General features: G+C 62.5%; 14 protein-coding genes, 1 tRNA gene and 2 pseudogenes. 7 read left to right on the top strand and 10 right to left on the bottom strand.

Annotation, left to right across the window (positions count from 1 at the left end):
• Positions 1 to 16: 16 nt before the first annotated feature.
• From NLY33_RS00890 to NLY33_RS00910, 5 genes and pseudogenes are all read left to right on the top strand, one after another.
• A complete protein-coding gene (locus NLY33_RS00890) occupies positions 17 to 823 on the top strand; it encodes an IclR family transcriptional regulator (protein ID WP_023748648.1) in 807 nt (268 codons plus the stop codon).
• 1,483 nt (positions 824 to 2,306) lie between these two features.
• Entirely contained in the window at positions 2,307 to 2,624 is a 318-nt protein-coding gene (locus NLY33_RS00895) for a hypothetical protein (protein ID WP_023704493.1), read from the top strand.
• 68 nt (positions 2,625 to 2,692) lie between these two features.
• Positions 2,693 to 2,794, top strand: a pseudogene (locus tag NLY33_RS00900) (SDR family NAD(P)-dependent oxidoreductase); the annotation flags it as partial.
• 192 nt (positions 2,795 to 2,986) lie between these two features.
• Positions 2,987 to 3,106, top strand: a pseudogene (locus NLY33_RS00905) (zinc-binding dehydrogenase); the annotation flags it as partial.
• A 67-nt stretch (positions 3,107 to 3,173) separates the two neighbouring features.
• Positions 3,174 to 3,428: a hypothetical protein gene (locus NLY33_RS00910; protein WP_023704496.1), complete on the top strand. Its 255-nt coding sequence runs from the start codon at positions 3,174 to 3,176 to the stop codon at positions 3,426 to 3,428.
• A 146-nt stretch (positions 3,429 to 3,574) separates the two neighbouring features.
• Here NLY33_RS00910 and NLY33_RS00915 read toward each other — a convergent pair.
• Positions 3,575 to 3,651: transfer RNA gene (locus NLY33_RS00915), tRNA-His, on the bottom strand.
• 346 nt (positions 3,652 to 3,997) lie between these two features.
• Positions 3,998 to 4,456 (bottom strand): phasin, encoded by a 459-nt coding sequence (locus tag NLY33_RS00920; RefSeq protein ID WP_023669330.1) that lies wholly within the window; start codon positions 4,454 to 4,456, stop codon positions 3,998 to 4,000.
• A gap of 323 nt (positions 4,457 to 4,779) precedes the next feature.
• On the opposite strand from NLY33_RS00920, the gene NLY33_RS00925 reads away from it, so the two are divergent.
• A complete protein-coding gene (locus NLY33_RS00925; protein WP_023704497.1) occupies positions 4,780 to 8,784 on the top strand; it encodes a PAS domain S-box protein in 4,005 nt (1,334 codons plus the stop codon).
• 265 nt (positions 8,785 to 9,049) lie between these two features.
• Here the strand turns inward: NLY33_RS00925 and NLY33_RS00930 are convergent, their stop codons facing one another.
• Positions 9,050 to 11,020 carry an acetoacetate--CoA ligase gene (locus tag NLY33_RS00930; protein ID WP_023704498.1) on the bottom strand — a complete coding sequence of 657 codons (1,971 nt, stop codon included), beginning with the start codon at positions 11,018 to 11,020 and terminating at the stop codon, positions 9,050 to 9,052.
• A 366-nt stretch (positions 11,021 to 11,386) separates the two neighbouring features.
• Here NLY33_RS00930 and NLY33_RS00935 point away from each other — a divergent pair, with 366 nt between their 5' ends.
• Positions 11,387 to 13,240: an AsmA family protein gene (locus tag NLY33_RS00935; protein ID WP_023707961.1), complete on the top strand. Its 1,854-nt coding sequence runs from the start codon at positions 11,387 to 11,389 to the stop codon at positions 13,238 to 13,240.
• A 42-nt stretch (positions 13,241 to 13,282) separates the two neighbouring features.
• Here NLY33_RS00935 and NLY33_RS00940 read toward each other — a convergent pair whose 3' ends face one another.
• From NLY33_RS00940 to NLY33_RS00970, 7 genes are all read right to left on the bottom strand, one after another.
• Positions 13,283 to 14,101 carry an ABC transporter permease gene (locus tag NLY33_RS00940; protein WP_023669326.1) on the bottom strand — a complete coding sequence of 273 codons (819 nt, stop codon included), beginning with the start codon at positions 14,099 to 14,101 and terminating at the stop codon, positions 13,283 to 13,285.
• Positions 14,098 to 15,063 carry an ABC transporter permease subunit gene (locus NLY33_RS00945; RefSeq protein WP_031196135.1) on the bottom strand — a complete coding sequence of 322 codons (966 nt, stop codon included), beginning with the start codon at positions 15,061 to 15,063 and terminating at the stop codon, positions 14,098 to 14,100. The genes NLY33_RS00940 and NLY33_RS00945 overlap by 4 nt, the downstream gene beginning before the upstream one ends.
• A gap of 9 nt (positions 15,064 to 15,072) precedes the next feature.
• Positions 15,073 to 16,212: an ABC transporter ATP-binding protein gene (locus NLY33_RS00950; RefSeq protein ID WP_023707962.1), complete on the bottom strand. Its 1,140-nt coding sequence runs from the start codon at positions 16,210 to 16,212 to the stop codon at positions 15,073 to 15,075.
• An 83-nt stretch (positions 16,213 to 16,295) separates the two neighbouring features.
• Complete coding sequence (locus tag NLY33_RS00955) at positions 16,296 to 17,393, bottom strand: polyamine ABC transporter substrate-binding protein (RefSeq protein WP_023681872.1); 1,098 nt, start codon at positions 17,391 to 17,393, stop codon at positions 16,296 to 16,298.
• A gap of 426 nt (positions 17,394 to 17,819) precedes the next feature.
• Entirely contained in the window at positions 17,820 to 18,773 is a 954-nt protein-coding gene (locus NLY33_RS00960; RefSeq protein WP_023707963.1) for a DMT family transporter, read from the bottom strand.
• A gap of 161 nt (positions 18,774 to 18,934) precedes the next feature.
• A complete protein-coding gene (locus tag NLY33_RS00965; protein WP_031196137.1) occupies positions 18,935 to 19,834 on the bottom strand; it encodes a DUF2167 domain-containing protein in 900 nt (299 codons plus the stop codon).
• Between the two features lie 147 nt (positions 19,835 to 19,981).
• Entirely contained in the window at positions 19,982 to 21,409 is a 1,428-nt protein-coding gene (locus NLY33_RS00970) for a helix-turn-helix domain-containing protein (RefSeq protein WP_023692381.1), read from the bottom strand.
• Positions 21,410 to 21,594 lie beyond the last annotated feature (185 nt).

Consider the following 21,594-nt stretch of genomic DNA (forward strand, 5'->3'; position numbering starts at 1 on the left):
GAAATGATTTTGGCGGATGGTCATGAGCGACGGCACTAACGATGCGATCGGGAAGGAAGCCGGCGCGGAGCCGCGCAACGGCGAACGACGACGCGGCATTGACCGCGTCATCATGCTGCTCGAGGCGTTGCTGCGGCACCGCGCGCCAATGCGCGTCGGCGACATCGCCAAAATGATCGGCGCGCCGCGTTCGACCACCTACGAGATCGTCAACAGCCTACTCGACGCCGAAATGCTCGAAAACGTCGGCGGTGAAGGTTACGTCTATTTCGGACGCGCCATGCATCTGTTCGGCTGGGCCTACTCACATCACAATGCCCATTACCGTCGCATCATCGAGACCTTGGATAAGTTGGCCGCCGAGACAGGCGAGACGGTCCAGCTATGCGGCCTGCGTGGCAACAAATACGTCGTTCTTGACTGCCGAGATTCGCCGGGCCCGTTCCGGATCTCAAGCGATGTTGGGGTTGAGGTGCCGATCCCATGGACGGCATCCGGACGGCTGCTCCTCGGCCATATGAACGAGCAAGAGTTGAGGGATTTCATCCCATCTGGCGACTACAAGCTTCCCGACGGCCGCATCATTGCACCAGCCGAATTCTTTGCCGATGTTGCCCTGGCCCACCGGCAGGGTTTCAGCGAGACCGCCGCTCTGGCGGACCGCTTCACCTGGTGCATGGCAGCGCCCATCCATGACGGCCACGGCGCCATCAAAAGGACCTTGTGTCTGGTGTTACCCGTCGACACGCCGGAGCCACGGCGCGACGAACTGCTTGCCTTGCTGCGCGAGCGCGCCCGTGGACTGTCTCTGGCGGGAGGCTGACGATCAGCCGTCGTGCCCTCTGGTTGAAGCCTTTTAAAGGCACATGGATTCCGCTCTTCCCCATTGGTTCCATTTAGGTTCGGGACCTTAGTCCCTTAGTCGGTGGATAAGGTCCGAACCAGGGAACACGCAACCGGAAGCCACATTAGGAGAAGACCGTCGATCAAAGTCCCTTCATCGCCGGTTGAGGATCCCGCCGCTCTTACTGTCGAGAGCGCGGCGGGATCCTTACGCGTGGAGCGAGCACATGAGATTTGTCGAGATTCAGATGTGCTTACGGCCCTGCTTCTCGCTTCTTCGTGTGCAGGATATTCGCTGTTTTCGGAGGCCATCTGGTTCCTCCACGCTACGCAAAGATGGTGTTGCTGCCGGACCTCGATAAAATGACGACTGCATCATCTACACCCAGCTTGCCCGATTCCATCGACTTGCAAGTTCAAAAGCGCCCAGAGGTGCAAAGGTCTGCCGGCGTGACACAGCGCGCAGTCGGTCTGGAGCCGCCAGTGCCATCCAGCAAGCGGTAAGAATCAGCGGAGGTTTTGTGGCTCCCCAGCTATCAGAGAGCGCCGGCGATTATTGACAGACCCGGCTCTTGAAATTGGCTGAAATCGCCGCTCCACATTTCCGCATCTGTTTGAATTGTGTTTGTCAACTAGTGCGAACGCTATGGCGAAGCAGGTTGAGCTGGCGGCGTTCCTGGCTGATCCCCGCCAGTGCTTGATCGCGGCGTGGGATCCTTGTCGAGCTTGGGATTTCGGTCCACCGGTTCGCCATTCACATCATCGGCCTTGGAGTTTGCAGGGTCCGTTTGGCCAGGATTTGGGCTGTAAGTATCTGGCGATGGAACCCGGCTGTTTTGCTGTGTCGCCGGTGTCTTAGCCTGCTCGCCATAGATTTCAGCGATCCCCCAGGCAACGAGCGCCAAGACAAGGCCTGCCAAGAGCACGCCAAGGACCGGTCGCCCCAAGCCACCCTGCCTGGCCCGCTTTTCCGGAATGTTTCTGCTCATGATCGCAACCTTGGGCTAAGAGGAGTGGCCCGCGCTCCAGGAGCGAAGACGCGAGACGGTCAAGAGTTCCGGACGTTGGCCATGCGGCGAACAGGGAACTCGCTGCACATACCGAACTCGCTGGCGCTGTTGATGTTCCCACGGAATACAAACAGCGCGCCGCCGGGAGCCGGACTGGCAATTTGGGTTGGAGTCGCTGGAACGAGCCAGCTCAAGGTCAACGAGCGGCGGTGTGCGTAAGCGGGCATTGCGAGCCAGACTGGAACTTTGCCGAATCTGCCGCGTTGCCGACCATGGCCGACTACAACGAGACCACCAATCCGGTGCTGACCGGTTGCAAGGCCCGCGTTGCCACCAGGGACATCTGTTTGAAGGCTAGCTGAAATTTGCTCCTCGTTGTCGGCGATTCCGCCCAATGGAACATCCTGATCCGCTCGCGGTTGGGGAAGCCCGGGCCAGCTCAGGAGCATCATCATGAACGTCGAACGTAACCCGGCCGAAGACAGAGGCGATATTCAGTCTGGGGTGACAGAGGACAAGACGCCGGGATTCGACCCGGCGGCGGCGCCTATGGAAACCGATGCCGAAGCGGCAGACACCGGCGCCGTGCCGGTTCCCGCAGCGACGGGCACGCCGGCTTTCGCTAATCAAGCAAGCTTCGCCAATGCGATGCGGCGGCCGGACGACGAGAGCGCCCCGGCCCCGAGTAAAAACGGCCCGGTGCTGGCCATTGTCGCGCTTGTCGTCGTTGCCGCCGTCGTGTTCGTTGTCGCCGCGATGCTGGCGCGATAGCAGATCCTGCGCTTGCGCCAAACCTCTGCCCTGCGAAGCGATCAGGGATGCGGTCGTCGCAGCAGGCGATCAGCGGCTGGAAAAACAAGCTGCAGGTTGCAGCGGCGCATGGCACGCCGGCCGGCACCCTGGCCGAGCAGCATTGCGGCATGGCCGAACCCGGCTCGGCCGCCAAGGTTGAGGCCGGATGCTCGTTCGAAGCAGGAACATTTCACATCAAGCCAAGTTCGGGCTTGCAGAGCTTGTCGTCAAGGAACAGCACATGAAGGCCCTCACATGGCACGGCAAAGGCGAGATACGCTGTGAACAGGTGGCCGATCCGACGATCCAGGATGAACGCGACATCGCTGCAGAAAGTTCAGAACGGCGATATCGACCCGTCATTCCATCGCGCTGGCCTCAAGGCCGGGCCCGAACTTTACAAAACCTTCCGCGACAAGGAGGACGGCTGCATCAAAGTCGTGATGCGCCCGCACGGCTGACCGTTCTGCCCCAGTGGCCCGACTTTGTTGTCCGGCCGTCTGCATGCTGAAAAGGCGAGAGTTGAAAATGGCCAAGGACAAACCCGTATCGACAAACCCGGCCGCCACACCTCCGGTCAGATCGCCTGATGCCGCCGGCCTGCCACATCCCCGTCGCGACGCTGAAAACAGCGATTCCGGCGCCAAGCCGACGGCGCCCAAGACCGCTGGCGCCCAGCAAGCGTCCAGATCGCCGCTCGACAGCCGCATTGCAAATCGCAATGCCGGCCGTCCTCGTCAGGCAGGCACGACGCCTCGGCCGACCGACGAACCGCTGGAGTAAAATGAAACCTAAGCTGCGGCGCGGGTATCCGCACCGCGGTGTGTGTGCGCAGTCAGGGTCTTCCTGCCCTGCCGACAGGGCCATACAGGTCTTGATCTCTCGTGGATCGTCGGGATCGGCAATCAATACTTTAGCGGGAAATTCGATGGTACCGTTGGCTGGGATCGAACCAGCGACCTCCGGATCCACAATCCGGCGCTCTAACCATCTGAGCTACAACGGCACGTTCGCCTGAGCCAGATCGTGGTGAAAATTCATTCTCCGAGATCCGCTCTGTCGTTCGGCGATGCGTCCAATACGGTCTATCAGAGACTAATTCAAGGCCTTTGATAAGGCAAAGCCGGTTCCGCCAACAGGCGCCGGTTTCTTCGGCAAAAGAAAAAGGCCGGCGGGAGGAGGTGCCGGCCTTTTCCTGTTACGAGCCAGCGGGAGGAGGTGCTGGCTGGTCACCCCGGAGAGCAGAGGGAGGAGGTTCCACTCGCCGGGTATTCATTTGGACAACTCTATCGCACACCTATTTGTCTGACGAAATGCGACGTTTTGATGCATCGCAGAGTTGTGCGCAATTATTAGGCGGCCTTGATGTCCTTCAGGGCCTTCTCGAAAGCGGTCTTGACCGGCTTGGAGACGTCTTCGGCAGCCTTCGAAGCAACAGCCTGGAAGTCCTTGGCCTGCTCGACCGTGGTCTCGACGCGCTTGCGCAGGAAGGCGGTCTGCAGTTCGACCACTTCCGACAGCGACTTGGCGCCGATGAGGGCCTCGAGATGCGAGAAGCCGGCTTCGGCATTGGCGCGCAGAGCGGCGATGGTCTTGAGCGACAGGTCGCTGGAAACGGTCTTGGCAGTCTCGAAGGTCGATTCCAGGACTTTCTGGGTCTCTTCGGCGCCGGTCTTCAGCTTGGAGTAGGCTTCCTTCGACTGCTCGACGCCCTTTTCGGCGAAAGCGCGGATCTGGTCGGTTGCCTTGGAAGCGTCGAAGCTCGGGAATTCGACGTTTTCGATGGTCTCAGCGGTCTTGGCCTTGGTCATTTTCCATCCTTTCGGGTAGCGGCTTTGACAAAAAGCCGTCTCGTTCATGTATGATGGCAATATAGCGGTTTTTTTGTGCGATGCAATATCTTTGTTGCAGTGCACCATAAATTTCTTCCCGTGCGTCACCCAAGAGGTTATCCAAGGGCATTCCGAGAGGCTGTTAACCAAGTGGCCAGAGATTCCACCTGCTTCCCGCGATGGCTTGTGGACCTTCGCCGCGCGGGCTTTTATTAACAAAGCGTTAACTGCAAATTGCCCGCCTTGTAGGTTCGCCAAGAGGGGTTCGCCAAGAGGTTTCACCGAAAGGGTCCGCCAAGCGCATGCCTTCCGAGAACTACTCTTTCCTCGATGTCGCCGTGCTTGATGCGGTTCGCCAGCGCTTCGCCGCCGGCGACGCGATCGCGATTCTGTCGGCCGACCTCGAACAGGTGATCTGGGCCAACGGCCCGGGCGCTGCGGTGTTCGGCTATCCCGACATCGAGGCCATCATCGGCGCCTCGGCACAGCTGCCGCTGATCGCCAGGCGTCAGATCATGGCGACCGCGGGCTTCCCGCAGATCGGCAGCGACCGCGCCATTACGGTACGGCTGGCGACCGGCATCACCAGCCGCGCCGTCGGCTTCCTGGCCAGTGCGGTGACTATGCCGGACGGCGAAAGCGCCATCATGCTGGTGGTGCCGGCAGCGCAGGCCGGCTCGCGCAGTGCTGCCGACATTGCGGCCCGCGCGATCAGCGGCTTTACCGAAGACGGCCATTTCATCGCCTTTGTCGACGCCGCCGGCACTGTCGAGGCGGCTTCGGATGGCTTTGGCGCGCTCGCCATCCGGCCTGAGACGCTGGCCGCGCTTGTCGCCGACGTGGCGAGCCAGGACGACCGCATCGTCAAGCGGCTGGTCCCCGGCGGCGCCACGTCCTATCCGGCCGGCTTCGCGCGCCTGACCGAGTCCAGGCATCTGCTGGTGGTCATCGACGAGGATCAGCTCGGTGAGGAAAATCCTGTCGGCGAGCTGGATGCCGAACCTGCTGCAGCGCAGGTCGACGATGGCCCGGCGCAAGCCGCCGCGGAGAACGCGGTAACGGTGGATGCGGTGGCTGACCACCCCCCCGCAAGCGGGAATCAGGGCGCCCCACTCGCGGCCGCGCCTGACGTCGGGGAGACAGGTCCGGCTGCCACCGAGCATGATGCTTCGGCGTCAACCGATACAAAGGCGGATCATCGCGAGCAGACGACCGGTCGCGAGCAGGCGGCGAATGACAGCGCGCCGGCGCAACATGATCATTGGTACTTCCATGCCGGCGAAGAGCCGCAGGCGGGCGAGCCGGACAGCCCGGCGCAGGCCGAGCCGGATTCTGTTTCCCCGGCCGAGAGTGCGCAGTTGGACTGCAGTGCCGCTGCGCCCGCCCTGCCCTCTGACGCAGCCCCACCGGCTGCGCCTCCCGCCAAACGTGAGATCGACCGCTCGGCGCCGCCGCTGCGCTTCGTCTGGCGCACCGACGCCGAGGGCAAGTTCAGCGCGCTGTCGCCGGAATTCGGCGACATTGTCGGCAAAGCCGCCGCCGACGTGATCGGCCGCCGCTTCAAGGACGTCGCGACAATTTTCGGCCTCGACGCCTCGGGCGAGATCGCGGGCCTGCTTGAACGGCGCGACACCTGGTCGGGCCGCTCGGTACTGTGGCCGGTTGCCGGCTCCGACCTGAAGATACCGGTCGATCTGGCAGCACTGCCTGTCTATGGCCGCAGCCGCGCCTTCGAAGGTTTTCGTGGTTTCGGCGTCGCCCGCGCCGGCGATGCGGTGGTCGATCCGGAAGCAATCGGCATGGCGCTGGTCCCCAATGGCGCGCCAGCGGCAGCAGCCGAGCCGGCCCCGGAACAGCCCGTGGCGGAAGCTCCCAAGGCGGCCGATCCGTTCGAGGGCGAAGTGCCGGCACTGACCATCGTGCCGAAGCAGGAACGTCGTTTTGCCGACAAGGTCATCCGGCTGGCCGAGCATCGGCAGCCCGCCAACGACAAGCAGCCGACAAGCGAGAGGGGCCTGTCGACGCTGGAGCGCAGCGCTTTCCGCGAAATCGGCGAGCGGCTGAAGAAGGACAATCCCCCGCCGGAGCAGCCGGAGACTGCCAAGCAGGCCGAACCGGCCAATCCGGATCAGGTAACGCCAGACCAGGCCAAGGCAGATGAGCCCAAGCCGGATCATGTCGAGGCGAACCAGGCTGAAACAGCCGCGCCAGCCCGGCGGCCCGCCGAGGTCTCGAGTCCGGGCGAAGCCCGCCCGGCTGCCGTGGCTGAACCATCGGCAACCGCACCCGAAAGCGAAACGGCTGAGGCCGAACCGCCGGAAAGCGATGCCGAGGACGAAAAGGACCTGACGCGGCTTGACGGCGAGCAGCCGGACGACGGCCTTGCGGACAGCGAAGCAGGCGAGGCGAAGGCGCCGACAGTGTCGCGCTCCCTGCTCGACTATGCCGATCCCGAACCAGGCTCCGTCACCGAAGACAGTACGGAAGCAACGTCGTCCAACGACGAACTTGCGCCGGCTTCCGAACCGGATGATACGCAAGCCCAAGAGATCGTCGAGGCCGCAGAGCCACAGCCGGTTGTTGCCGAGACGCCGGCCAATGCCGGTGAAGACGACAGCATGACGTCGGCCGACTTCCGCGATGCCGAGGACAATGAGGATTGGGCGCCGTCCGACGAGGCGACCGATTCCGCCGTGGAAGACGGGGACAAGGCCGGCGATGCGGACACAGTGCCGGCAGAACCACAGCGCCTGAAAGTGCCGCCGCTCAAGCTTGAGGGGTTCATGCCTTCGGCATTCTCGGCCGGAGATGAACACAAGGCCCCTGACACGTCGATCCTCGGCAAGCTGCCGGTGCCGCTGCTCATCCATTCGGGCGACGAGCTTCATTACGCCAATGAGGAATTCCTCGGCCTGACCGGCTATGACACGCTTGAGGACCTGAGCGACGCCGGCGGGCTCGACGCGCTGTTTGCCGATCCCTATTCAGAAATGGCCGGCGAAAGCGACCACACACTCAAACTGAAGACGCGCGAGGGCCAGGAATTTCCGATCGAAGCCATTTTGCGTTCGGTGCCGTGGCGCGCCGGCAAGGCGCTGATGCTGGTGGTGCGACGTACCGGCGATAACGAGCCGCCGATGGTTGCGCATCTCGCAGCCGAGGAGCAGACGCAGCCCGATGTCTCCGAACTCAAAGCGCGCATTGCCGAGATGCGCACCATCATCGACACCGCGACCGATGGTGTGGTGTTGATCGGCCGCGACGGCGACATCCGCTCGATCAGCCGGCCGGCCGAGGCGCTGTTCGGCTTCGACAGCGACGACGTCACCGGTAAACCGTTCGCCTCGCTGTTTGCCATCGAAAGCCAGCGCGCGGCGCGCGACTATCTGAACGGCCTGTCCGAGCCCGGCGTGGCGAGTGTGATGAACGATGGCCGCGAGGTGATCGGGCGCGAGGCGCAAGGGCGCTTCATCCCGCTGTTCATGACCATCGGCAGGCTGCCCAATGACAGCGGCTTCTGCGCCGTGGTGCGCGACATCACGCAGTGGAAGCGGGCCGAAGAGGATCTGACCCAGGCGCGCGCGGTGGCCGAGCGCGCCTCCTCGCAGAAGACCGATTTCCTCGCCCGCATCAGCCACGAGATCCGCACGCCGCTCAACGCCATTATCGGCTTTTCCGAGCTGATGGTGGACGAGAAGTTCGGCCCGGTAGCCAATGACCGCTACCGCGACTATCTCAGAGACATCAACCGCTCGGGCAACCATGTGCTCGATCTCGTCAATGACCTCCTCGACATTTCGAAGATCGAGGCCGGCCAGCAGGAAATGGACTACGAGGCGGTGTCGCTCAACGATACGCTGGCCGAGACGGTGGCGATGATGCAGCCGCAGGCCAACCGCGAGCGTGTCATCATTCGCTCCAGCTTCGCCTCGCGACTGCCCGAAGTGGTCGCCGACCTCAGAAGCGTGCGCCAGATCGCGCTCAACATCCTGTCCAATGCCATTCGCTATACGCAAGCCGGCGGACAGGTGATCGTGTCGACCGCCTATGAAACCTCCGGCGACGTTGTCATGCGGGTGCGCGATACCGGCATTGGCATGAGCCATGCCGAGATCGAGCAGGCGCTGAAGCCGTTCAAGCAGATCAATGCGCTGAAGCGCGGGCGTGGCGACGGCACCGGTCTCGGCCTGCCGCTGACCAAGGCGATGGTGGAAGCCAACCGCGCCCGCTTCACCATCACCTCGACGCCGGGCGAAGGGACGCTGGTCGAGGTCGCCTTCCCGTCGACGCGGGTGCTGGCCGAATAGGGCCGGCCATTCCCGGGCGAGAATCCCGGACAAAGAAAAGGCGTCCAACAGGACGCCTTAAATGGGATTTGCTGTCACAACGGGGGCTTGAGCGAATCTGATCCTCAGGGGACGAGGAACGGGATTTCTCCCTCAAGTTACGTGCGACTATCGACGCCGGGCCTTAACAACTCCTTACCGGCCGTCCAAAAAATTTACGAATGTGTACCACTCATGAAATCTAGGTAAATTCGACCGACATATCTGGTTAACCATCCCGGCCGCGTCACTCAGCCAGCTGCGGCAGGTTCCTGAACAGCTCCAGCGCCTCTGGATTGGCCAACGCTTCCTTGTTCTTGATGGCGCGGCCATGCACCACGTCGCGCACTGCAAGCTCGGTGATCTTGCCCGATTTGGTGCGCGGAATGTCGCTGACGGCGACGATCCTTGCCGGCACGTGGCGCGGGCTGGCGCCGCTGCGGATCTTGGAACGAATGCGCTTTTCCAGATCCTCGTCCAGCGTCACGCCGGCGGCCAGCCGCACGAACAGCACGACGCGGACGTCATTGTCGAAATCCTGACCGATGCACAGCGCCTCAAGGATCTCCGGCATCTGTTCGACCTGATTGTAGATCTCCGCCGTGCCGATGCGCACACCGCCCGGATTGAGCGTCGCGTCGGAACGGCCGTGGATGATCATGCCGCCATGCGCGGTCCATTCGGCGAAGTCGCCGTGGCACCAAACATTGTCGAAGCGCTCGAAATAGGCGGCCTGGTATTTCTTGCCCTCAGGATCGTTCCAGAAGCCGATCGGCATCGACGGGAACGCTTTTGTGCAGACCAGCTCACCCTTTTGCTCGCGGATCGGCTTGCCGTCATCGTCCCATACATCGACGGCAAGGCCGAGGCCGGGACCCTGGATCTCGCCGGTCCAGACCGGTTGCGTCGGTACGCCGAGCACGAAACAGGAGACGATGTCGGTGCCGCCGGAAACCGAGGCGAGATGTACGTCCTTCTTGATGCCGTCATAGACGAAGCGGAAATCCTCCGGCGACAACGGTGAGCCGGTGGAGGAAATAGCCCGCACACTCGACAGATCATGGCTGCGGATCGGCTTGAGCCCGGCCTTGCGTACGGAATCGATGAATTTGGCCGAGGTGCCGAAAAAGGTCATCTTCTCGGCATCTGCGAAGCTGAACAGCACATTGCCGTCGGTGTGGAAGGGCGAGCCGTCATAGAGCAGCAGCGTGGCGCCCGAGGCCAGGCCCGACACCAGCCAGTTCCACATCATCCAGCCGCAGGTGGTGAAGTAGAAGAAGCGGTCGCCTTCGATGAGTCCGGCATGCAGCCGGTGTTCCTTGACATGCTGGACCAGCGTGCCGCCGGCCGAATGGACGATGCATTTGGGAATGCCGGTGGTACCTGACGAGAACAGGATGTAGAGCGGATGCGCGAACGGCAGCCGCTCGAACGTGACCGCTTTGGCGGTAAAGGGTAACAGCGCCTCTTCGAGCGCCACGGCCTTGTCGATGATCGCTGCGATATCGCGCGAGGTACCGAGATAGTCGACGATCAGGACCTTGCGGACGGTTTCGAGCTTCGCCGCAACGGCAGCGATCTTGTCGGCTACCTCGATTGCCTTGCCATTGTACCAATAGCCGTCCGGCGCAATGAATATGACCGGCTCGATCTGGCCGAAACGGTCGAGCACGCCCTGCTCGCCGAAATCGGGGGAACAGGACGACCAGACCGCGCCGATGGAGGCGGCCGCCAGCATGGCGGCGACGGTTTCCGGCATGTTGGGCATCATCGCCGCGATGCGGTCGCCCTTTTTCACCTTGAGCGACAGGAAAAGCTGCTGAAAGCGCGAGGTCAGCTGGTGCAGTTCGCTCCACGACAGCCGCCGCTCGATCTTGTCCTCGCCGCGAAAGACGATCGCGTCACCGGAACCGGTCTTCTTCAGCAGGTTCTCGGCGAAGTTCAGTGTCGCTTCGGGAAAGAACGATGCGCCGGGCATCTTGTCGCCATCGACGAGCACGGGCTCGCCCGCATCGGTCCCTTTGTCGCCGACAATGCCGCAAAAGTCCCACAGCAGGCTCCAGAAGCCCTCGCGATCCTCGACCGACCAGCGGTGCAGTTCGGCGTAGGAGGCGAAGGATGTGCCGCTTTTGGCCGCTGCTGCCTTCATGAACGCGGTCAGTGGTGCTGCGTCGATCTGGTCTTGCGTCGGGGTCCAGAGCGGTGCTTCGGCAGCCATTATCGATCCTCCTTGAAGCCCGTCGCGTCGCAAGATAGATATGCTTTTGTTTTGATGCACGTCGTTGTCCCGGAACCGCTGCACTCTTCCGGGCGACATGCACTAGCCTCAGCTTTACAGGCGCGCTGTCCCAAAAACGCCGCGCCTCGTAGCAGGCTGAAGCTGCATCGCTTATGCCTACCACCGTGCGGCAGAGCAAGATTTTGTTCCGCTAAACTCGGCCATGTGTGCGCAATTGCCATCGCCGGGCCATAAAGACTTGAAATGCCTCAGCCCTAAGTCGTAGTGACGACTGGAAGGCGTGGTGACAACTGGCGGTTACACCCGTCAGGCGATTTTTATCGGAATGAAAGCAACCGGGGCAATATGCCATCACCTTTGATCCGGCGCGGAATATGGGCGATCGGCGTTGCCGTGCTCGTCATCGCGCTGGTCGTCGCCGCTCTGCCGCTGATTGCCTCGACCCGGATCGTGCGCGATCGCATTGCCTGGGAGATGAGCGCGTGGAGCGGATTCAGGGTCACCATCGCCGGTTCGCCGCGCATCGAGGTGTGGCCGAAGTTCCGCGCCATATTGAGCGACGTCACGCTGTCGCAGTGGACCGAGACCGACGCGCCGCCGGTGATCGAGGCCGAACGGGTCGAGGTCGACCTTTCGGCCATGGCGGCGCTGCAGGGCGATGTGGTGTTTTCGACGGCGCGGCTGGTGCGGCCGACGATCCGGGTCCAGCGCGCCGCAAACGGCATATTCCTGCCCGCCATACCAACGGGCGGACGCATCACCCGCTCCATCGACACGGCGCGCGGCGTGGTCAACGCCGATCCGACGAAGCCGGATCTGAGCAAGCTGCCCGCCGATCCGTTCGGCACCGTGGAATTCAGGGACGGCCGTATGGTCGCCTCCGTCGGCGGCAAGGACGTCGAATTGCTGACCAGCCTGTCCGGCCAGGCGAGCTGGGCAGCGATGAACAGCAACGCGACCTTGTCGGCGACCGGAATCTGGCGCGGCGAGAGCATCACCGTCGATGCCGCCTCGCCCAAGCCGCTGGTGCTGTTTGCCGGCGGCGCCGCACCGGTCACGTTTTCGTTCAAGGCAGCGCCGGCCAGCTTCTCGTTCGACGGCACGGCCAGCATGTCGCAAAACGCCTATTTCGATGGCCAGGCGAAATTCGCCGCGCCCTCGCTGCGGCGCGTGCTGGAATGGTCGCAGGCCGGCATTGCTCCTGGTACGGCGATCGGTTCGGTCTCGGTTTCGAGCAAGATCACGGCGACCGCCGGCCGCGTCAAATTCGAAAACACCGCGGTGACGCTCGACAACAACCCGGGAATGGGGGCGCTGGATTTTTCGTTCGGCGACGCCTTGCCGGTGATATCAGGCACACTCGCCTTCGATACGCTCGACCTCAGGTCGCTGTTTTCGGCCTTCACGCCGCTGGCGCCGACCGGCGAGACCGGTCCCGGCGAAATCGACACCAGCTTCGCCGACCGGATCAATCTCGATCTGAGGCTGTCAGCGGCACATGCCTCGGCCGGCGCAATCCAGCTTGCCGACGTCGCCGCTACGGCGCAGGTGAAGAACGGGCTTGCCGTCTTCGATATCTCCGATGCGTCGGCCTTTGGCGGCAACGTGCAAAGTAGCCTGCGTTTCGACCGCAAACCGGAGGGCTCGCAGGTCGAGATCCGGCTGCTCGCCTCCGACATTGACGGCGCCGCTTTCGGCACCGCGGCCGGAATGACGCGGCTGGTGCCGGCCAGCACCGGCACTGTCTCGGTCATTCTCAAAGGGCCGGGCAAATCCTGGGACTCGATCTTCGAGAACGCGGACGGCTCGGTCTCTGCGACGTTCGGGCCGGGCGCGCTGAGCGGGCTCAATTTGCCGGCATTTCTGAAGCACACGGAACAGGGCGGCTTCTTCGCGCTCGACGACGTCTCGGACGGGACACTGCCGATGGACGGCGCCGAGCTCAAGGCCACCATCTCGAAGGGTGTGGCAAGGCTGGACAAGGCCGAGGCCAATTCGGCGAAATACAAGGTCTGGCTGTCCGGCATCGCCTCTTACGGCGGACGCGGATTGGCGCTTTCGGGGGGTGTCACTCAGGCCGACCCGGCAGCGGCACCGGTCAATGGCCAGCAGGGATCCAACCAGTCGTCATTCTTCGTCGGCGGCACCTGGAGCACGCCGTTCATCTCGCCGATCAGCCGCGGCGTCTCAGGCGAATAGGCGGACCCTTACCGGGATCGCCCTATCCCTCGTTTGACGCAATCAACCGCGCTGCGCGGCCTGTTCGTCGAGCTGGCGTTGCACCTCACGCCGCTTGTTGGCGACCGAAGCGATGATGACGCCTACCGCCACGACGGCGATCAGGATGGTGCAGGCGGCGTTGATTTCCGGCGTCACGCCGAGCCGCACCTGGCTGTAGATCTTCATCGGCAGCGTGGTGGCGCCAGGCCCGGAGGTGAAGGAGGCGATGACCAGGTCGTCAAGCGACAGGGTGAAGGCCAGCATCCAGCCGGAGACGATGGCCGGCATGATGACCGGCAGCGTGATCTGAAAGAAGGTCTTTACCGGCGTTGCGCCGAGGTCCAAGGCAGCTTCTTCCAGCGAACGATCGAACGACACCAGGCGCGACTGCACGACGACGGCCACGAAGCACATGGTCAAGGTGATGTGAGCAAGCGTCACGGTCAGGAAGCCACGGTCGAGACCGACGGCAACGAACAGCAGCAGCAGCGACAGGCCGGTGATGACTTCCGGCATGACCAGCGGCGCAAACACCATGCCGGAAAACAGGATGCGGCCGCGGAAGCGGGTGTAGCGGGTCAAGGTCAGTGCCGCCAGCGTGCCGAGCACGGTTGCCACAGTGGCGGAGATGACACCCACACGCGCGGTCACCCAGGTGGCGTCCATCAGCCCCTGATTGTGGAACAGCGAGGCATACCATTTGGTCGAGAAGCCGCCCCAGACGGTGACCAGCTTCGACTCGTTGAAGGAGAAGACGATGAGCAGCACGATCGGCAGATAGAGAAAGGCAAAGCCCAGCACGACCGAGGTGACGTTGAAGCGGCTCCAGGTGGCGTTCATTTGTCCTGCTCCTGGGCGCGTGCCTGGGCCTGCTGGAAGAGCATGATCGGCACGATCAGGAGCAGCAGCAGGATGACGGCGACGGCCGACGACACCGGCCAGTCACGGTTGGCGAAGAATTCATTCCACAAGGTCTTGCCGATCATCAGCGTCTGCGAGCCGCCGAGCAGATCGGGAATGACGAACTCGCCAACCGCTGGAATGAACACCAGCAGGCAGCCGGCGATGACCCCGGGCAGCGACAGCGGGAAGGTGATCTTCCAGAAGGCTGATGTCGGCGGGCAGCCGAGATCCTTTGCCGCCTCGATCAGCGAATAATCCATCTTTTCCAGCGAGGAATAGAGCGGCAGCACCATGAATGGCAGGTAGGAATAGACGATGCCGATGAAGATCGCCGTGTAAGTGTTGAGGATGATCAGTGGCTGATTGATGATGTGCAGCGACAACAGCAGCTGATTGAGCAGACCCTCGGGCTTGAGGATGCCGATCCAGGCATAGACGCGGATCAGGAACGACGTCCAGAACGGCAGGATTACCAGCATCAGCAAGGTCGGACGGATCGTCGCCGGCGCGCGGGCCATGCCGTAGGCGATCGGGAAGCCGACGAGCAAGGTCAGGATCGTCGAGACTGCAGCGATGATAACGCTGGTCACGTAGGCTTTGAAGTAAAGCGCGTCCTGCGTTAGCCAGACATAATTGTCGAAGCTGAGTTCGCGGAAGCGGACAAAGAACCCGGACATGCCGTCCCTGAAATCGAGCGCCGGCGTGTAGGGCGGCATGGCGATCGCCGACTGCGACAGCGAAATCTTGAAGACGATGATGAACGGGATGAAGAAGAAGAACAGCAGCCAGAGATAAGGCACGATGATGACGAGCCGGCTGACGAAGCCGGCGCCGAGCCGTGTCAGAAACGGTTTGGCCGCTGTCGATGGGCCGGTGCCGGTGATGGCGATGTTGGACATGGCCTCCCCCTACCGTGTCAGCACGACGCCGGCATCCGGCCGGAAGGAGACCCAGGCGCGGTCGTTCCAGGTCAGCGGATCATCGGTGACGCGTGCAGCGTTGAGCGCGCTTGCCCTGATGATCTGCCCGTCATCCAGCCTGATGTGGTAGACGGTCATGTCGCCGAGATAGGCAACGTCGTAGACCTCGCCCTCAAGCGCATTGACGGCGTCGGCCGGTTTCGTCGACGACACCTTGATCTTCTCCGGCCTGATGGCGAAGACGATGTCGGAACCGGCCTTTGTATCGGTGCTGTTTTCGACGACGATCTGGGCCCCTGTCGCGCCGGTGATGCGCGTGGTGTTTGCCGCACGCTCGGCGACCTTGCCCTCGAACATGTTCACATTGCCGACGAAGTGGGCAACGAAGCGCGAACTGGGGGCTTCATAGACTTCCGCCGGCGTCGCCACCTGCATCACCTCGCCCTTGTCGATGATGGCGATGCGGTCGGCCATGGTCATCGCCTCTTCCTGGTCGTGGGTAACGACGACGAAGGTAAGGCCGAGATTTTGCTGCAGGTCCATCAGCTCGAACTGCGTTTCCTCGCGCAGCTTCTTGTCAAGCGCGCCGAGCGGCTCATCGAGCAGCAAGACTTTTGGCCGCTTGGCAACCGAGCGGGCGAGCGCGACGCGCTGGCGCTGGCCGCCCGACAATTGGTGCGGCTTGCGCTTGGCGAACTGCTCTAGCTTCACCAGCTTCAGCATCTCGGCGACGCGCTTTTCGATATCCGGTCCCGGCATGCCTTCCTGCTTGAGGCCGAAGGCAATGTTCTTTTCCACGCTCATATGCGGGAACAGCGCATAGGACTGGAACATCATGTTGACCGGGCGGCGGTAGGGCGGGATGCCGCGCAAGTCCTGGCCGTCGAGAAGGATACGGCCGGCGGTCGGCTCCTCGAAGCCGGCAAGCATCCGCAGCAACGTCGACTTTCCGCAGCCCGACGCGCCGAGCAGGGCGAAGAACTCGCGCTCGAAAATGGTCAGCGACAGATTGTTGACGGCGGTGAAGTCACCGAACTTCTTGGTGACGTTCTCGAATTGGATATATGGCTTGGCGTTCGGGTCGTTCCATGGCGCGAAATCCCTGCGGATGCTGCCAAGCGATTTCATGTCCCACTCCGTCCTATTTTTTTTGCTTCTTGCCCAGAGAAGAATGGTCCCGGCAGGTGGCTGCCGGGACCATGTCGCATTGCTTACTGGCCGGTGACGATCTTGGTCCAGCTGCGCGTGATCAGGCGCTGGGTCTTGGGATCGTAGGGCTGGACCGTATAGAGCTTTTTCAAGGTCTCGGCGTCCGGATAGACCGCCGGATCATCCAGCAGCGCCTTGTCGACGAACTGCTGCGAAGCCTTGTTGCCGTTGGCGTACAGCACATAGTTGGACGACTTGGCGATCACTTCCGGCTTCATCATGTAGTTGAGAAATTCGAGTGCCTCGGCGGCATGCGGCGCATCGGCGGGAATCGCCATCTGGTCGAACCACATCTGGGCGCCTTCCTTGGGAACGGAATAGCCGATCTCGACGCCTTGCTTGGCCTCGACCGCGCGGTTGCGCGCCTGGAAGACGTCACCCGACCAGCCGACCGCCAGGCAAATATCGCCGTTGGCGAGCGCGTTGATGTATTCGGACGAATGGAATTTGCGGATATACGGCCGCACCTTCAGCAACGTCTCCTCGGCCTTGGCGATGTCGTCAGGTGAGGTGCTGTTCGGATCGAGGCCGAGATATTTGAGCGCCGCCGGGATGATGTCGGCCGGCGAGTCCAGCACATAGACGCCGCAGTCCTTCAGCTTGGCCAGGCTGTCGGGATTGAAGAACACATCCCAGCTGTCGATCTTGTCGGTGCCGAGTGCTGCCTTCACCTTCTTGATGTTGTAGCCGATGCCGACCGTGCCCCACATGTAGTTGATCGAATATTCGTTGCCCGGATCGTATTTGGCGGTGCGCTCCGAAACCGTGTCCCACATGTTGGAAATGTTGGGCAGCTTCGACTTGTCGAGCTTCTGGAACACGCCGGCCTGGATCTGGCGGGCCAGGAAGTTGCCGCTGGGCACGACGACGTCATAGCCGCTGCCGCCGGCAAGCAGCTTGGTTTCGAGGATTTCATTGGAATCGAAGGTGTCGTAGACGACCTTGATGCCGGTCTCCTTGGTGAAGTCGTCAATGATCGAACTGTCGATGTAATCCGACCAGTTGAAGACGTTGACGACGCGATCCTCGGCATGGCCGCCGACGGCGAAAAGCGTCAGAAATGCCGAGGTTGCCGAAAGCCAGAGCGCTTTGCGGATCATGCTGTTCTCCTTTGATGAGTGTTCCTTCGCCAAGTCGTCGCTGTTCGAGCGCGATTGGGCATTTGCTTCAGAGTATTGAGCTTTCCGGGCAGCCATAAGCGTGAACTGCCGGCGCCATCCGGGCGGTTCGACAAGCGGCAGATCATGGCTCTGTGTGCCCGCATGGCGGGCGCGCTGACGCAGTCAGAGGCTTTCGCCGCGGCGCGGGCAGGGATACGACGCTGTGGTCCGGTCTTGGTCCGACCGGCGGGGACACTTGGCAAGATAAGCCTGTCTTGTTGTTGCCGTGCCCCCAGCCTGCCCGTGCCGCAGCAAGGTTGTCAATGGCCCGCGCGGGGAAGCTCGGTCAATAGGGCGTGCGGCTTCGCTAATTGGGGAAAGACGGGCGTAATTAGGGAAGACGGGCTCAACCAAGGGAAAGGCGGGTCAATTAGGGGATGGCAGGCCGGTGGTCCCCGGCCGTGCAGGCCTCGCCTGGCGCTTGAATTCAAGCGCGATATGGACGAGCAGCGCGGCGACCACCACCGCGCCGCCGATGATGGTGCGCACCGAGGGCACCTCGCCATGAACGAGCCAGACCCAGATCGGTCCGAGGATCGGCTCGAACGTGCCGAGGAGTGCTGCGATCGCCGCCGGAACCAGCCTCGCGCCGGTGGCGAAGAAGGCAAGGCCCAGCCCGAGATTGATGACGCCGAAGGCAAACAGGAAAGCCATGTCGTGGGCCGACGTGGCAAACTGCGTGGCTTGCGATGCGGCGAAAGCCGCTGCCAGCATCGTGCCGAGGCACGTCGCCGGCGTCATGCGCACATGGGCGAAGCGCCGGGTGATGACAGTGGCGATCGAGAACATGACGGCGATCAGCAGCGACAGCCCGTCGCCGATGGGCGATACGGCGCCGTCGAGCGATTCCGACACCATGATGGCGACGCCGGCGATGACGGCGGCGATCGCCACCCAGGTCGCGATGGCGACGCGTTCGCGAAACAGCACCCAGGCAAGCAATGCCGCCAGCAGCGGCACACCGGCCTGCATCAACAGGATATTGGCAAGGGTGGTGTAGGCGAGCGCGACAACGAAGCACGTCGACGCCGTGGCGAAACAGACGGCCACGGCAAGGCCGGGCAGGCCCATGTCGCGAAACAGCCGCAACATGCCGCGCCAGCCGTCGCGCCAGGCCATGAAGCAAATCAGGAACACAGCCGCCCACAGCGATCGCCAGAACACCACGGTCCAACTGTCAGCGGTGTCGATGAAGCGGGCGATGGTGCCGCCAAAGCTCCACATCAGCGCCGACAGGAACACCAGCAGCAAGCCGACCCGCTCTTCGCGAGGCGAGACGATCGGCGGTGCGGCGATTGGAGAAGATGCGGTATCGGTCATGGGGTGCCACTGTCGGCTATCTCGGGGCGGCATGATGCACAATGGACGACAGAAACGTGCCGTATTCGCCTAGCGCATAGGCTACCGCCGGACGTGATCCAGCCCGGCATTCCCTTTGGCGCACCGCCAACCGGCAGCCATACGGGCAAACACCGCCGTTTCTAGGACGTGCCCTTGTTGCCGCGGATAAAGCGCCAAAGACCGGCCAACGGTACCAGCAGCAGAATGCCGAACTTTTTCAGGGCGATGACCGCGACCGCAATCAGGCCGGCCTTTGCCGCGAGTTTTCCGGCGATGAGGCCGCCAATGCCAACCGCGGCGACCGTGTCGGTGCCGGGCAGAAAATCGGTGTATTTCTTGCCGGTGCTGAAGTCCGCCACGCCCAGCACTTCGTCCAGGCTCTGCTTGATCTCCGGCAATTGTTCAACCGTAGCGATGTAGCTCATCACGAAGACGCCTTCCCGGCCGAGGAAACGGACGTCGTAATTGAGCGTGTGGACGGTATCGTCTCCGAACTGCAGTTCCTTGGCCCAGTGCAGCCGCTTGTGGACGAAATCATAGACCGGCGGCGAGGCCCAGCCGATCAGCTTGATCGGGGGAAAGCCGTCCTTTACCCGCTGATCGTTGGCCGACAATGTGTCCGCCTGCATGCTGCTCAGCAGTTCGGTGTAGTCGATGGATGCCGCGTCGGCGTCATCGACATGGCCGATCTTTTCATAGCGCAATTCGATGCCCCAACCGTTGCCGGCGATGGGCTCGTACTTGGCCGGGAAGATCATGCCGATTGCTTCGGACGCGGTATCAGGCGGATTGCCCCAGGCCTCGGTCAGGACGGACGTCGCGTCCTTCTTGCCCAGAAAATAGAACTTGTCCTTGAGATCGAGATGGATGCCTTCGGGAAGGTCGACCGCGCCGGTCTTTGGATCGATCTTGTCCAGGAATGCCTTGCCGTCGTCACTATACTGTTGATAGTCCTTGAAGAATTCCGAGGATTTTTCTGCCAGAACAGGCCCCGCCAAAAGGGCAAGCGCCACGCCAAGCCACAAAGCTTTCCTGTTCATAAGCCGTCCCCCCTTGGCTGCCCTGCAGCTCACCTTCGATAGCGCAGCGCCGATGCTTAATCAATATTTGGTTCGGCGATGGTTCGGGCCGCGCTCTATTGCTTAGCAAACAGCTGCAGTCTTCCGCGACCTCCAGCCCGAGAAGCATCACTGGAAATCGAAGGCGCTCAGGCCCGTCACCATCTCGTCCAGGCCCAGCGGACGGGTCACCGGCGGCTCGGCGCGGGCGAGGCAGCCGATGCGTTCGCACAGCCGGCAAGCGGGACCGACCGGCGTGGCGGCGCCCTGTCCGGCCTTTGCCGGCAGCCCGGCGCCATAGACGGTCTCGTCGCGAAAGCCGATATCACAGCCCAACAGCAGCGCGGTGCGGCGCGGACGCTCGGAGAACGAACCCTGCGGCCCCTCGAGCGTGCGTGCGATGCAGAGGAACTCGGCGCCGTCGGGCATTTCCACCGCCTCGACCAGGATCTGGCCAGGCGAAGCGAAAGCGGCATGGACCGGCAGTTTCGGGCAGCCGCCGCCAAAGCGGCTTTGCGGAAAGCCCTGGCCGCCGGCCTTGCGGAAGCGGTTGCCGGCATTGTCGACCTCGAGCATGAAGAACGGCACTCCGGACAAGCCAGGACGCTGCAGCATGGTCAGGCGGTTCGCCGCCTGTTCGAAGGAGACGCCGAAACGCGAGCGCAGCACATCGATGTCGTAACGAGCCCGCACGGCGGCGGCATGAAATGCCTGATAGGGCATCATCAAGGCATTGGCGGCGTAGCGGCCGAACTCGAAGCGGGCGAGCCGACGGGCTTCGTCCGTACCGAGCTTCAGCGTCTGAATTTCGCCGGCGACAGCGACCGTCATGCGGATCAGGCAGGCCTCCATGGCGACTTCGCGCAACTGGTCGAACGGCGACAGCCGCTCCGATAGAAAAAGACGCTGCGAATGACGGTCATAACGGCGGCGCCAGTTCGGCATGGTGGCGACCGGCAGCACCTTGACGACGATGCCATACTCGCGCTTCAGCCACGCCTTCAGCGCGCCGAACAGATCGTCGCCGGGGTCGAGCATCGAGGTGAAGGCCTCGGCCTCCTCCTCCAGTGCTGCAAAATGGTTCGGCCGGCGCTCGAAAATCTCGTGCACTTCGTCGATCGGCAGCCGCGCACCGGACAGCGCCGTGGCGCGGCCCTCGCGCGCCAGAAGCTCGTTGAGATCGGACAGCCGCTCGGCCTGCTCGCGGTAAGCGCGAAACAGTTTTATCATCGCAGCCGATGCATTGGGGGCGGCCTCGGCCAGTTCGATCAGTTCCTGGTCGCCCGGCAGCTCACCGGCAAGCAGCGGGTCGCCGAACACTTCCTTCAAGGCCGAGATCGACCCTCTCGCCTCACCCTGCAATTCATGCGGGTCGACCTTGTAGACAGAGGCCAGCTTCAGGATCAGCTGCACCGTCAGCGGCCGCTGGTTGCGCTCGATCAGGTTGAGATAGGACGGCGAGATGCCGAGCCCCTCGGCCATCGCCGTCTGGGTCAGGCCTTTGGCGATGCGGATGCGGCGGATGCGCGGCCCGGCGAATATCTTCTGGTCGGCCATCGGCTTTCCTTGACAGGAATTTACACGACTTGCGAGCGATGAACAGCGCACCATCTTTTTACAATCATGACAGATTTACAGCGGCAAGCAGTCAAACACAACACAGGTTTTCTCTTATTTTCTACCGAAAATGGCGGTTTTCCTCGCTCTCGTCGCGGCGCAATGTAAATGATGTCACACACAGA

The organism is Mesorhizobium sp. C432A (genome assembly GCF_030323145.1).
In the GTDB taxonomy this organism is placed as follows: Bacteria; Pseudomonadota; Alphaproteobacteria; order Rhizobiales; family Rhizobiaceae; genus Mesorhizobium.

Coding starts and splice junctions, on each gene's coding strand:
- NLY33_RS00890 (WP_023748648.1), top strand. CDS start 17: ATGGTCATGAGCGACGGCACTAACGATGCGATCGGGAAGGAAGCCGGC.
- NLY33_RS00895 (WP_023704493.1), top strand. CDS start 2,307: ATGAACGTCGAACGTAACCCGGCCGAAGACAGAGGCGATATTCAGTCT.
- NLY33_RS00910 (WP_023704496.1), top strand. CDS start 3,174: ATGGCCAAGGACAAACCCGTATCGACAAACCCGGCCGCCACACCTCCG.
- NLY33_RS00920 (WP_023669330.1), bottom strand. CDS start 4,456: ATGACCAAGGCCAAGACCGCTGAGACCATCGAAAACGTCGAATTCCCG.
- NLY33_RS00925 (WP_023704497.1), top strand. CDS start 4,780: ATGCCTTCCGAGAACTACTCTTTCCTCGATGTCGCCGTGCTTGATGCG.
- NLY33_RS00930 (WP_023704498.1), bottom strand. CDS start 11,020: ATGGCTGCCGAAGCACCGCTCTGGACCCCGACGCAAGACCAGATCGAC.
- NLY33_RS00935 (WP_023707961.1), top strand. CDS start 11,387: ATGCCATCACCTTTGATCCGGCGCGGAATATGGGCGATCGGCGTTGCC.
- NLY33_RS00940 (WP_023669326.1), bottom strand. CDS start 14,101: ATGAACGCCACCTGGAGCCGCTTCAACGTCACCTCGGTCGTGCTGGGC.
- NLY33_RS00945 (WP_031196135.1), bottom strand. CDS start 15,063: ATGTCCAACATCGCCATCACCGGCACCGGCCCATCGACAGCGGCCAAA.
- NLY33_RS00950 (WP_023707962.1), bottom strand. CDS start 16,212: ATGAAATCGCTTGGCAGCATCCGCAGGGATTTCGCGCCATGGAACGAC.
- NLY33_RS00955 (WP_023681872.1), bottom strand. CDS start 17,393: ATGATCCGCAAAGCGCTCTGGCTTTCGGCAACCTCGGCATTTCTGACG.
- NLY33_RS00960 (WP_023707963.1), bottom strand. CDS start 18,773: ATGACCGATACCGCATCTTCTCCAATCGCCGCACCGCCGATCGTCTCG.
- NLY33_RS00965 (WP_031196137.1), bottom strand. CDS start 19,834: ATGAACAGGAAAGCTTTGTGGCTTGGCGTGGCGCTTGCCCTTTTGGCG.
- NLY33_RS00970 (WP_023692381.1), bottom strand. CDS start 21,409: ATGGCCGACCAGAAGATATTCGCCGGGCCGCGCATCCGCCGCATCCGC.